The organism is Rhizobium sp. NFR07, from assembly GCF_900111905.1.
Classification (GTDB): Bacteria; Pseudomonadota; Alphaproteobacteria; order Rhizobiales; family Rhizobiaceae; genus Neorhizobium.
The window spans coordinates 511,943-523,822 of record NZ_FOKM01000003.1; the positions used below are offsets into that span (position 1 = coordinate 511,943).

Annotated in this window: 15 protein-coding genes; 6 read left to right on the plus strand and 9 right to left on the minus strand. The window is 60.7% G+C overall.

What is annotated here, in order from left to right:
* Nucleotides 1-15: 15 nt before the first annotated feature.
* From BM216_RS09380 to BM216_RS09410, 7 genes are read right to left on the minus strand one after another with little or no spacing between them, the layout of a single operon-like run.
* Nucleotides 16-363 carry a flagellar hook-basal body complex protein FliE gene (locus BM216_RS09380; protein ID WP_092998295.1) on the minus strand — a complete coding sequence of 116 codons (348 nt, stop codon included), beginning with the start codon at nucleotides 361-363 and terminating at the stop codon, nucleotides 16-18.
* Nucleotides 363-782 (minus strand): flagellar basal body rod protein FlgC, encoded by a 420-nt coding sequence (gene flgC, locus BM216_RS09385; protein WP_092998297.1) that lies wholly within the window; start codon nucleotides 780-782, stop codon nucleotides 363-365. The genes BM216_RS09380 and flgC overlap by 1 nt, the downstream gene beginning before the upstream one ends.
* A gap of 3 nt (nucleotides 783-785) precedes the next feature.
* Nucleotides 786-1,172: a flagellar basal body rod protein FlgB gene (gene flgB / locus BM216_RS09390; RefSeq protein ID WP_092998299.1), complete on the minus strand. Its 387-nt coding sequence runs from the start codon at nucleotides 1,170-1,172 to the stop codon at nucleotides 786-788.
* A gap of 53 nt (nucleotides 1,173-1,225) precedes the next feature.
* The gene (locus BM216_RS09395; protein WP_092998301.1) at nucleotides 1,226-1,780 is read right to left on the minus strand and encodes a flagellar protein; all 555 of its coding nucleotides are present in this window, start codon (nucleotides 1,778-1,780) and stop codon (nucleotides 1,226-1,228) included.
* Nucleotides 1,781-1,787: 7 nt separating this feature from the next.
* Nucleotides 1,788-3,200: a flagellar protein export ATPase FliI gene (fliI, locus tag BM216_RS09400; protein ID WP_092998303.1), complete on the minus strand. Its 1,413-nt coding sequence runs from the start codon at nucleotides 3,198-3,200 to the stop codon at nucleotides 1,788-1,790.
* Nucleotides 3,200-3,937, minus strand: a complete 738-nt coding sequence (gene flgF, locus BM216_RS09405) for a flagellar basal-body rod protein FlgF (protein ID WP_092998305.1) — start codon at nucleotides 3,935-3,937, stop codon at nucleotides 3,200-3,202. Before flgF ends, fliI begins: the two co-directional genes overlap by 1 nt.
* A gap of 1 nt (nucleotide 3,938) precedes the next feature.
* Complete coding sequence (locus BM216_RS09410; protein ID WP_092998307.1) at nucleotides 3,939-4,715, minus strand: DUF1217 domain-containing protein; 777 nt, start codon at nucleotides 4,713-4,715, stop codon at nucleotides 3,939-3,941.
* 187 nt (nucleotides 4,716-4,902) lie between these two features.
* Between BM216_RS09410 and motA the strand changes: the two genes are divergently transcribed.
* From motA to BM216_RS09440, 6 genes are all read left to right on the plus strand, one after another.
* Entirely contained in the window at nucleotides 4,903-5,772 is an 870-nt protein-coding gene (gene motA / locus BM216_RS09415; protein WP_092998309.1) for a flagellar motor stator protein MotA, read from the plus strand.
* A 2-nt stretch (nucleotides 5,773-5,774) separates the two neighbouring features.
* A complete protein-coding gene (locus BM216_RS09420) occupies nucleotides 5,775-6,722 on the plus strand; it encodes a FliM/FliN family flagellar motor switch protein (RefSeq protein ID WP_092998311.1) in 948 nt (315 codons plus the stop codon).
* A 64-nt stretch (nucleotides 6,723-6,786) separates the two neighbouring features.
* Nucleotides 6,787-7,413, plus strand: a complete 627-nt coding sequence (gene fliN, locus BM216_RS09425) for a flagellar motor switch protein FliN (RefSeq protein WP_092998313.1) — start codon at nucleotides 6,787-6,789, stop codon at nucleotides 7,411-7,413.
* A 29-nt stretch (nucleotides 7,414-7,442) separates the two neighbouring features.
* Nucleotides 7,443-8,495, plus strand: a complete 1,053-nt coding sequence (fliG, locus tag BM216_RS09430; protein WP_092998315.1) for a flagellar motor switch protein FliG — start codon at nucleotides 7,443-7,445, stop codon at nucleotides 8,493-8,495.
* 172 nt (nucleotides 8,496-8,667) lie between these two features.
* Nucleotides 8,668-9,747 carry a flagellar biosynthesis protein FlhB gene (gene flhB, locus BM216_RS09435; RefSeq protein WP_092998317.1) on the plus strand — a complete coding sequence of 360 codons (1,080 nt, stop codon included), beginning with the start codon at nucleotides 8,668-8,670 and terminating at the stop codon, nucleotides 9,745-9,747.
* 5 nt (nucleotides 9,748-9,752) lie between these two features.
* Nucleotides 9,753-10,187 (plus strand): hypothetical protein, encoded by a 435-nt coding sequence (locus BM216_RS09440; protein WP_092998319.1) that lies wholly within the window; start codon nucleotides 9,753-9,755, stop codon nucleotides 10,185-10,187.
* A 42-nt stretch (nucleotides 10,188-10,229) separates the two neighbouring features.
* Here the strand turns inward: BM216_RS09440 and BM216_RS09445 are convergent, their stop codons facing one another.
* Together BM216_RS09445 and BM216_RS09450 are read right to left on the minus strand one after the other, a co-directional pair.
* Nucleotides 10,230-10,976 (minus strand): transcriptional regulator VisR, encoded by a 747-nt coding sequence (locus BM216_RS09445; RefSeq protein WP_092998321.1) that lies wholly within the window; start codon nucleotides 10,974-10,976, stop codon nucleotides 10,230-10,232.
* An 11-nt stretch (nucleotides 10,977-10,987) separates the two neighbouring features.
* Nucleotides 10,988-11,725 (minus strand): transcriptional regulator VisN, encoded by a 738-nt coding sequence (locus BM216_RS09450; RefSeq protein ID WP_092998323.1) that lies wholly within the window; start codon nucleotides 11,723-11,725, stop codon nucleotides 10,988-10,990.
* Nucleotides 11,726-11,880: the final 155 nt, after the last annotated feature.

Consider the following 11,880-nt stretch of genomic DNA (forward strand, 5'->3'; position numbering starts at 1 on the left):
CTTCGTCCTTAAATGCTAGATCTGCATCTTGGTGATGTCGAGGTAGGCGCTGACGATCTTGTCGCGCACTGCAAGCGCGGTCTGCAGCGACTGCTGCGCATCAAGAACCGCGTCCACGACTTCACGCGTGTTCGCCTTGCCCTGGATGGCCTTGAACGACATGGTTTCGGCACCCTTGATGCTGTCGACCGCGCCGCTTGCCATGTTGCCTAGCACCTCGGCAAAGTTCATGCCCGTGTTCTGGCCGGGGGTCAGCGCAGTGCTGCCGAGCCCCTGGGTTTCCGTGCTCGAGCCGAGCGAGGAGATGCCATCGAGGCCCTTGGTGAAGGACAGCGAGCTTACGTTCTGGATCTTGTCAATCATTAGCCGCTACTCTTCAGGAGATCGATGGTGGCTGCGACGAGTTCGCGGGTCTGCTTGATCGTCTGCAGGTTGGCGTCATAGGAACGATTGGCTTCGCGCATGTCGGCCATTTCGATCAGCATGTTGACGTTCGGAAGCTTGACCATGCCGCGTTCGTCGGCGGCCGGATGATCGGGATCGTATTCCTCGATGAACTTGCCCTGGTCGACGCCGATCTTCTTGACGCCGACGAGGTCGACGCCGGAGGCCTTATCGAGCTCTTCACCGAAGGTGATCAACTTGCGCCGATAGGGATCGGCACCCGGCGTGTCGCCGGTGGAGCGTGCGTTGGCGATGTTTTCGGAAACGACGCGCAGGCGGGTGGCCTGCGCTTCGAGGCCCGAGCCTGCTATCTTGGAAGCAGCTGAAAGCGGATCCATGCTTTACCTCTTAACGGTCAACAACATCATGCTGTGGAACGACTTCACCAGTCCCGTGCTGAGCTCGTACTGGCGCTTGATTTCACCGGTCTTGCTCAGTTCCTGAGACAGGGACACGGTATTTCCCGACTCCTGGATGCCGATCTCGTTGTTGAGTTCGGAATCCTTGATGTCGATGTCTTCGCTCAAGTCGTTGGACGCGAAATGAGCCGGGTTGGTGCGAGCCATCGGGACGTGGGTCTGATCGAGGACAGCCTCGAACGGTGTCACGTCCTTGGACTTGAAATTCGGCGTGGTGGAGTTGGCTATGTTGCCGGCAACAACTTCCTGCCGCACCGACAGCCATTCGGCCTGACGGGATGCGAGATTGAACAGCTGAATCGGTTGCATAGGCTTTACTCCATCATCTGAGAGGAACCTATGTTAGTAAGCTTGCGTCGGACTTACGGAGTTGCCGACGCCTGGTCCCGATAGATCTCTCCGCTCGAAGTAATGATGACCCAGCGGCCGTCGCGTTGCTCCAGCGTCGCGACCTTGCTGTTGTCCGGCAGGATCGAACCGATCCTGACCATGTACATGCCCGAGCCGTCCTCGATCAGCGCACGGCCATTGGCAACATGCAGCAGCCGGAACTTGCCGGTTCCCGGCATGGGCTGCTGTTCGAGCGGCGCGCCCTGCTCTTCGCGTCCAAGCGACGAAACGGTGGCGGTCGTCAGCTGGTCCAACGGATCGATCGGGAGCGACTGATCCTTGGTGCGGTCGATCATCGCCAGCGGCGAAACGCTGAACACCTCGCGCGGCGGCGCAGGCGGCAGGTCGCGCGTGTTTTCAAAAGGATCGATGCGCAGTCCGAACTTGTCCTCGTTGAGGAAGACGTACCAGGGAAAGAAAGCCGAGGCGGCGGCCAGCATGATGCCGGCCCCGACGAGGACCTTGTCGCCGAGCCGCGAAGGCTCCTGGCGTCGTGCCGTCGCTTTTCCTTGCCGTGAAATGCTCATGGCCGTGTCACCTTCTTGCTATGGCAGACTGTGCTGCGGGCTGGCCTGCCGCTGCGCGCAGGGAGTTTGCGAGATCCGCGTAGGCATCGGCCGCGGGCTTGTCGCCCGGCGTCTGCTTCAGGACCTCGTAAATGATCGGCACCTGCTTGATCGCCATGTCGAGATCCGGATCGCTGCCGGCGCGGTAGCCGCCGATCAGGCGCAGGTCGCGGGTCTCTTCATATTTGTGGATCAGGGACTTCAGGCGCGAGACCAGCTTTTCCTGCTCGTCCGTCCAGGCCTTGCGGGCGAGACGCGAGATCGATGCCAGCGGATTGATCGGCGGATAGCGGCCTTCTTCCGCGAGCGACCGGTCGAGCACGAGGTGCCCGTCGAGAATGCCGCGGGTGCTGTCGGCGATCGGGTCGTTGTGGTTGTCGCCATCAACGAGGATCGAGATGATCGCGGTGATCGTCCCCTCGCCTTCCATGCCGGGCCCGGCGCGCTCGAGAAGTCGCGGCAGCTCGGTGAAGACGGATGCGGGATAACCACGGGCGATCGGCGGCTCGCCGGACGCCACGGCCACCTCGCGGATGGCATGGGCAAAACGGGTCACGCTGTCGATGATGAAGAGGACGTTTTCACCCTTGTTGCGGAAATGCTCGGCAATCGTGACGCCGACCAGCGGCGCCATCTTGCGCAGCATCGGGCTTTCGTCGCTGGTGGCGACGACGACGATCGACTTCGCCATGTTGTCGCCGAGCGTGTCCTCGATGAATTCGCGCACTTCGCGGCCACGTTCGCCGACCAGCGAGATGACGACCTTGTCGAAGGCATCGGCACGCGCCAGCATGGACAGAAGCGTGGACTTGCCGACACCGGAACCGGCGAAGACGCCGAGGCGCTGGCCCAGGCAGAGCGGTGAAAAGATGTCGACCGCGCGCACGCCGGTGCGGAAACCGGTCTCGACGCGGCTGCGGCTCATCGACGGCGGTGCGGTGGTATTGATCGAGCGGGCGTCGATGCCGTGAATGAGCGCGCCCTTGCCATCGATCGGCTCGCAGAGCGAGCTGATCGTGCGGCCGCACCAGCTGTCATCGGGGGCAACACGGAAGGCACCCTGGCGGATGACGGTATCGCCGATACCGATCGGATCGCCCGGCTCGATCGGGCAGACATAGACCAAATCGGGCTCCACGCGGGTCACTTCGCCGAGATGCAGGCCCTTGGCCGTGCGGTGGCCGACGAACTCACCGAGACGCACATGCTTTGAAAGGCCGGCGACCGTATAGTGGCCGGCAGCAATGGTGCGCACGCTGCCGCCATGGGCGATCGATACGGACGGGTCGGTATAACGAGCGGCAAGGCTTGCAAGCTGAACGAGCTTGCCGCCCGCCAGAGCCTGGGTGACGGCGGGTTCTGACAACGGCGTTTCCATCATCAACTATTGGAGCCGCCGAGTACCCGGATCGCATCGTCCATTGCCGATTCGCTGTCGCGCATCAGCGACGACATGCCCTCGAACGCCCGATTGACCTGGATCAGCTGGGTCATCTCGCGGATGCCGTTGACGTTCGACTGCTCGACATAGCCCTGGACGACGGAGGTGTTGAATGCGTCGACGACCGGCTGGGGATTGTCGACCGGGATCACACCTTCGTTATCGTAGCGATTGAAGCCCTGGGAAATGTCTGCCGTGTAAAGACCGAGCTGGCCGACGATCACATCGTTCTGGCGAATGGTGCCATCGGCGCTGACAGTCGGCGGACCACCTTCGCGGTTGAGCTGGATCGGTGCGCCGCCTGCATCGAGCACGCTGAAACCGCGCGACGAGCGCAGCATTCCATTCGCGTCGAGGGTGAAACGGCCGTCGCGAGTGAGAACCTGGCCGGCAGGCGTATCGATTGCGAACCAGGCATCGCCCTTGACCGCGAAGTCGAGCGGGTTGCCGGTCTGCTGCAGCTCGCCGCTGCGTGTCGCAAGATAGTCGTTGCCCTGGGTGACGAAGGCAACCTTTGCGTTGATGTCGTTGCTGGTCTTGCTCAAGACCTCATCAAACTTAACCTCGGTAGCCCGAAAGCCAACGGTGTTCATGTTGGCCATATTGTCGGCGATGGTGTTCAGGCGGCGCTCAAGCGCGATCTGAGAAGAAATACCGACATAAAGTCCGGACTGCATATCATTTGCCTCCGAGTTTAAGATTGTTGATTGAAATCAGGAGATCGGTCGAAATGCCGCTCGAGGAAGGCGAGAAAAGCTTGACCGGGTCGTAGGTATCCGTGGGATTTTCGAGTTCCCACATCGCCGTGAAGCGTTCCAGGAACTTGCCGACCTTGGCGGGATCCTGAAGATCCTTGATGTCGAGGACATCCTCGATGAATTCGGCCTGGCGATCGATATCGGCGGCCATGATTTCGTCCGGCATCTGGAAGGCCGTGCGCACGACCTGCGACAGTGCATCGTCGGCGAGGATCTCCATGCCCGACTTTACCGTCGGCGCCAGGCGCTCGAAGTAGAGAGCCAGGCGGACGCCCATGTTCTCGGAGCCGGCATCTTCCTCCAGCGTCTGGCGCTGGAACTTGTCGACGACGCCCTTCTGCGCCGCGTCGAATGCGGTGGCGGCCTCGCCATAGGCTGAGAAATTGAGCGACTTGACCAGCGAGGAGTAACGGCTGTCGGAAAGCTGGTTGGCGAAAGCGTTCTTGGCGTCGACGCCTTCGGTCAGGACCTTGCGGATGAAAGCCTTGGCATAGGCCATGTCCTCGAGGCCATGGGCCTTCAGCGCATAGTTATAGATGCGGCTGTCGGCCATGAAGTCGTCGACCGACTTTATGTCGCCGATCTTGGAGAGGTAATACTCGGTCTCGCGCGCCACGTCCGGCTGTTCGGCGACGCGCGCCAGCGACTTGTTCAGGTCGCGACTGATCATCGTATAGCTGGTGTAAGTGGTGATCACGGCGGGTAGGTCCTGGTCCGCGCCCGGGACGGGCGATGCGCGAAACGGTCCATCCGCTCCGGTGCCCGGAAACTATTGGCGAAGACTTGCGCGAAGCTGTTGAGAAAACCGGCGTTTCGGGCCAGCTTCACGCAAGCCAAGCGCCGTATCCCCAAAGCCGAACGAAAAGATCGAGCGCAGGTACGCGATGAATATTGTTATCGGATTTGTTATCACCGTCGGCTGTATTCTGGGCGGCTTCATGGCCATGGGCGGTCACTTGGACGTCCTGTTCCAGCCTTACGAACTTCTGATCATCGGTGGCGCCGGCCTTGGCGGTTTCATCATGGCCAACCCGATGAAGGTGGTGAAGGATAGCGGCAAGGCGATCGGGGAGGCATTCAAGAACTCCGTTCCCAAGGAACGTCACTATCTCGACGTTCTTGGCTGCCTCTATTCCCTGATGCGCGACCTCAGAACCAAGTCGCGCAACGAGATCGAAGCCCATATCGACAATCCAGAAGAATCGACGATCTTCCAGGCGGCGCCCAGCGTTCTGAAGAACAAGGAACTGACCGCCTTCATCTGCGACTACGTTCGCCTGATCATCATCGGCAACGCCCGCAGCCACGAGATCGAGGCCCTCATGGACGAGGAACTCGACACGATGTTTGCCGACAAGATGAAGCCCTATCACGCGATCACGGCGATGGGTGATTCCTTCCCGGCCATCGGTATCGTCGCGGCGGTTCTCGGCGTCATCAAGGCCATGGGCAAGATCAACGAGAGCCCGGAAGTGCTGGGCGGCCTCATCGGCGCAGCACTCGTCGGCACCATGCTCGGCATCTTCCTGTCCTACTCGCTCTGCAACCCGCTCACCTCGCAGATCAAGATCGTCCGCAACAAGCAGCACCGCCTCTACGTCATCGTCAAGCAAACGCTGCTTGCCTACATGAACGGCTCGGTGCCGCAGGTTGCGCTCGAATACGGCCGCAAGACGATCACCAACAAGGAACGTCCTTCGATCGACTCCGTCGAGCAGGAAATGATGAACCCGGGCGGTGAGAAGGCTGCCTGACGATGACCAATGATGCCGCGACGGAAAGACCTGCCATGGATCATGCGCTTCTTGCCAAGCTGACCGGCGGACTGGGCGACCGGGCCACGATCGAAAAGATCAGCGCGGATTTCGGCACGCTCTACGCCGAGTTCCTGCCGGATGTCTTCAACAGCGAGACCGGCATCAACATCACCGTCTCCTATGTCGGCTGCAGCTCCGGCCTGATGACCGATCTGGTCGCTGGCCTGGGCGACACCTTCGCGCTTGCCGACGGCTCGCTGCGCAACTGGTCGCCGAACTTCGTGGTCGCCTGCGGCAACAGCTTCGTGATTGCCTTGATGGAGATGATGCTCGGCGCCGAACCGGCAAGCATTCACCAGCCGATCGAACGGCCGCTGTCTGATATCGAACTCGACCTCGCGACCATGGTGTTCGAGCGCATCGGCAACGTGCTTCGCTCGGGCGTCAACGCGGCCGGCGGCTTCGAGACGCTGCTCGAGCGCCCGCACAATGCCGAGGATCGGGCAAAGCCGGACGAGGCGATCGCGCCTGAATTCGGCGTGACAATCAGGCTCGGCATCGAGCTCGGATCGGTGAAGTCGGAATTCGCCCTGGTCGTGCCGCAGCGCGCCTTCCTGAAGACGCAGGTCGTCGTACCCAAGCCGAAGGGCCAGTTGCCGAAGAGCAAGCAGGAATGGGCCGACCGGATGAACGAGCAGGTGCGTCGCAGCCAGGTGACGCTGGAGGCACGCATCCGCCTCCAGAGCCTGACGCTCGGCACCATTTCGCGGCTTGCTGCCGGCGACGTGATCGCCTTCCAGGACAAGGGCGATGTGCAGGTTCAGGTCAGCGCCAACGGCAAGGACATGTATTCGTGCGAATTTGGACGTTCCGGCGAGCGCTATACAGTTCGCGTAAAGGATAACATCAGCACCGACGACGAGATTCTAAGACATCTGATAGGCTAATTCTTAGGTCCTAGAATTTCGCACAAGGCAGGCTGACGCAAGTTTCAACGGGAATAATGGTCTCATGGCTACGAAAAAGACACCACTCACCGACGACGATTCTCTGATGCCGGTCGGCAATGATGCCGATCTGGATCAGGCTATCGACGACCTGCGCGGCGTCCTCAAGGCGGATGCCACCACCGAAACGGAATTCGGCGCCGAATTTGCAACGCCGGCCGGCAGCGATTTCGGCGGCGGTGACTTCGGGATGCCTGGCGACGGTGCCGCGGCATTCGGCGGCGGCGATTTCGGCGCATCCACCGATTTCGGTGGTTCGAGCGATTTCGGCGGCACCAGTGATTTCGGCGGCACGAGCGACTTCGGTGGCACCAGTGACTTCGGCGGCTCGGACTTTGCCAGTGGCGGCGAGTTCAAGGAACCGGGCAGCGCGCTGACCGCCAATCTCGACCTGATCATGGATATCCCGATCGATGTCGAGATCGTGCTCGGATCGAGCCGCATGCAGGTCTCCGGCCTGATGAGCCTTGAAGAGGGTGCAACGATCGCACTCGACAAGAGGATCGGAGAGCCGGTCGAGATCATGGTGAATGGCCGCCGCATCGGCAAGGGCGAGATCACCGTACTGGAGAATGACGATACCCGCTTCGGCGTTAAACTGACGGAAGTCTTAAGCGCCAAACGAACCTGATCCCGATGTAGGGACAGAGAGGCAAGACCATGATGGACTTTGAAGATTTCGGGGGCGCGCTGTCGACGCAACCGTTATCCAAGGCGGAAAGAGCGGCGGCCGTGTTGCTTGCGATGGGCAAGGACGTGGCCGGCAAGCTATTGAAGTATTTCACCCAGAGCGAGCTGCAGACGATCATTGCCTCGGCGCAGACGCTTCGGGCCATTCCACCGGATGAGCTTCTCCAACTCGTCAACGAATTCGAAGACCTGTTCACCGAAGGCACCGGCCTGATGGACAACGCGGCCGCCATCGAGGGCATCCTCGAGGCCGGCCTGACGCCGGAAGAAGTCGACGGTCTGCTCGGACGCCGCACCGCCTTCCAGGCCTACGAAGCGTCTATCTGGGACCGTCTGCAGGATGCCGACCCGGTCTTCGTCAGCAAGTTCCTGTCGCGCGAACATCCGCAGACGATTGCCTACATCCTTTCCATGATGCCATCGTCATTCGGCGCCAAGGTGCTGATGCAGCTTTCCGAAAGCCGCCGCCCGGACATCATGAACAGAACCGTCAACATGAAGTCGGTCAGCCCCAAGGCCGCGCAGATCATCGAGAACCGCGTCGTCGAACTGATCGACGCCATCGAGGCGGAACGCAACTCGACCGGTACCGCGAAGGTTGCCGAACTGATGAACGAACTCGAGAAGAAGCAGGTCGATACCCTGCTCGACTCGCTCGAGACGATCAGCAAGGAAGCAGCGACCAAAGTTCGTCCGAAGATCTTCCTCTTCGAAGACCTCATGTTCATGCCGCAGCGCAGCCGCGTCATGCTGCTCAACGACGTCGCAGGCGACATCCTCACGATGGCGCTTCGCGGCGCCAGCGCCGAGATCAAGGAATGTGTCCTGTCTTCGATCAGCCCGCGTGCGCGCCGCATGATCGAGGCGGATCTTCAGGTCCAGGGCGCAACGCTCAACCCGCGTGAAGTGGCCATGGCCCGCCGCGCGGTTGCCCAGGAAGCGATCCGGCTTGCCAATGGCGGCCAGATCCTTCTGAAGGAAGAGCCGAAGGACGAAGACCAGAAAAGCTCCGAAGCGGCCTGATAAAAGTTGATGCACGAGGAAGGAAGCGGAGCAGCTCGTCTGCTCCGCTTTCGTTTTTTTCGGGCGGCAATCCCCGTCATCCCCAGTCTTTATGTTGACTCGATTCGCGCCTAACGCGCCTTCCGATAATCATGGGCGACCTGAGTGACCGATTCGCTCGAAGGATGGTGCCTTGTCGGACGAAGATAAAGACAGCAAAACAGAAGAGCCGACAGCGAAAAAAATGTCGGATGCCGCGGAGAAGGGTAACGTTCCCTTTTCCCGCGAACTGCCTCTTTTTGCCTCCACGCTGGCCTTCTACGTCTTCCTCGTCTTCTTCCTGCCGTCCGGGTTTGCGCGGATCGGCGAGACATTGAGGGACCTGTTCGAGCAGCCGGACCAGTGGCGGCTGGAAAACACGCCCGATGTCGTTTCGCTCGGCGCTCATCTCGGCTGGGCAATGGCGGCGTTTCTGGTGCCGCCGCTCCTGCTCTTCATGATCTTCGGCCTCGGCGCATCGATTTCCCAGAACATGCCGTCCTTCGTACTCGAGCGCATTCGGCCGCAGATGGAGCGGGTCTCGCCGGTCAAGGGCTTCAAGCGTATCTACAGCGGCCCCGGCCTGGTCGAGTTCGGCAAGTCGCTGTTCAAGATTCTGGTCGTCTCGGTCATCATGTATTTTGTGCTGCGCGGCGAGTTTTTCGCCTCGTTGAACGCGATGTTCTCCGACCCGCAGACCATTCTGGTCAAGCTCGACGGCATCGTCCGCAAGATGGCCGTGGTGCTGATGCTTTCGGCGGGTCTGCTTGCCGTCGTCGACGTGCTCTGGACCCGGCATCACTGGTACAGCCAGCTGCGCATGACCAAGCAGGAAATCAAGGACGAATACAAGCAGTCGCAGGGCGACCCGATCGTCAAGCAGCGCCAGAGGGCAGTTGCTCGCGACCGCGCCCGCCGCCGGATGATCAACAACGTGCCGCGCGCCACGCTCGTCATCGCCAACCCGACCCACTACGCGGTGGCGCTGCGTTATGTCCGCGAGGAAAACGACGCTCCGATCGTCGTCGCCAAGGGCCAGGACCTGATTGCGTTGCGAATTCGCGAGATCGCGGAAGAGAACAATATTCCCGTTTTCGAGGATCCGCCGCTTGCACGCTCCATGTTTGCGCAAGTCTCGGTAGATAGTGTGATCCCAGCAGTCTTCTACAAGGCTGTGGCAGAACTCGTGCACCGGGTTTACGCGTCCCGGTCGCCTAGAAAACGGACACGCTGAGCGTCATGAAGAAATGTACCTACTCTACCGACCGCGAACAGATCGTTGCTACCGCCATCAGCCCGGTGGCTTCGGAGCTGAGGCTGCTGGATGCAGCCGACCTCATCTCGCTCCTGCGGTTCGAGTGTTACAGTAGCCTTTCAGACCTCGTATCATCGGCGGCAGAGCTTTATTTTCATCCGGGAACGGTCAGTTTCGGCGCCGGCGGCGACTATTCGCTCGACTGGGGCGGCCTGCCCGCCGTGACGCTCGATCTCGAAATCAAGCCGCGCGGAGTATCCGTCTACGCACGTCTTCGGCTTGCCGACACCAAGGCCGGGCTCGAGATCGACCATATCGCGTTCCAGGACCCGTCGGACAGCCCCGATGAAAATACCGCGTTTCTGGAGCGGAGCCTGCGCGAATCAAAATTCGTGACCGGCGAAGTCTCGACGCATTGACGCCGGGCGCCCGCTGACAGGGCGCCGACCCAGACCCTAAGATCAGTGGATGTAGCCAAGGCGGATCGCCTTGGCGATCGCCTGGATGCGGTTGACCGAATCAAGCTTGATCGTCGCGGAGCCGAGATAGGCATTCACCGTATGCACGGAAAGGCCGAGCTTCTCGGCGATTTCTTCGCTGATGCGACCGTCGCCTGCGAGCTGCAGGCAGGCGATTTCCCTCTCGCTCAGGGTTTCGGCCGGTACGCTGCGGCGCTCCTCGAGCGCCAGAAGGTCCATCATGACCTGACAGCTGCGGACGTGCTGGTCGATGATAAGGTCGCTGCTGAGATCGATCGACGAGGCGAGGAACAGCACGTAGCCGTTTCCGAGCGCGCCGAGACGTACGGGGAAAGCGATGCCGGCAAAGGGAAGAACCCTCGGCTCCAGGCGGCGGACGAGCGTGGCGAGGTCACCCGCCTCGGCAAAGCTCGAGCTTTCCGTTCCCGTCCAGATGAGCGGGAGAAGCGACATCTCCATATGATCGAGAAGAGCCTCACCATAGGCCTCGACGAGAAGATCGTGATGACCCGTGCCGGCCGTGCCCCAGTTTTCCAGTTCGCAGATCAGCTTGCGCTTGTTCGGCATGCCGGCGCCTGTGACGCGCAGCACGACGAAATTGCGTGCCCGCAACGTCTTCTGCATCGCCACCAGCTTGGGAAAGATGTCAGACCTGCTGGCGGCCCGCTGCAGCCGAAGATATTGAATATTGCCCGTTCCCTCTCCCATGCCGCTGCGCGAATACCCCATGTCCAGCCTTCCTACACCAGGTTGTTTCGCACCGCATAGGCGATGGCTTCGGATCGCGTCTTTGTCGCTGTCTTGCGCATGACGCTGGTGATGTAGTTGTTGATGGTGTTGCGGGATATGCCGAGGATGACGGCAATCTCGTCGCTGGTCTTGCCCTCTGCGATCCAGAACAGGCATTCCAGCTCGCGCTCCGTCAGTTCGAAGTCGCGTTCGGATCGGGCGTCATGGGCTTCAACGAAGCTTGCGCCATAGGCGGCGAACAGCCCAACTTCCTTCAGCCTCTCCTGCGACAGGATGATCCCTTCGGGAAACAGCAGCATCAGGGAGAACCGGATTCGGCCGACACAGAACATCAGTGAGCAATATTGCCGGCTGATTTCCTCCGGCGGCAATACATCGTCAGGCAGGAGCGAGAAGCTCGGTGTCAGCAGGGAGAGACATTTCTCCAGTTCGGTCGAGCGCGCATAGCCGCTCGCAAGGTCCGAGCCGAGCCGGCGGACCAGGTCGAAGGGCCAGTTCGACGTGACGATGAAGTCGAGCCCCTGCTCCTGGACAAGGTCATACCGGGCAAGCAGGAAATGGGACGCGCCGACATAATCCGCCAGCAGCTTCATGACTGCCTGGACGTTGTTCGATGCAGAGGCAATGCTCAGCCGCCTGACAAGCTGCTCCCTGGACAGGATCTTGGTCGACGCGGCATCCGCGTTCAGACCCGTCCCCGCTGTCGCGCCCTGATTTGGCAGCTCCATTCGCTTTACGCTCCCTGCGCAGTCTGATCTGCTCGTTTCATCTGCAGCGTCAAACGCGCGTGACCTTCAAGGTTCCGCCAAAACTTTTCCGGCCTGACGGAGTGCTCATCACCCTATCACCAAAAAGCCATCTTTTTGCCTCGCCCTCGACACCA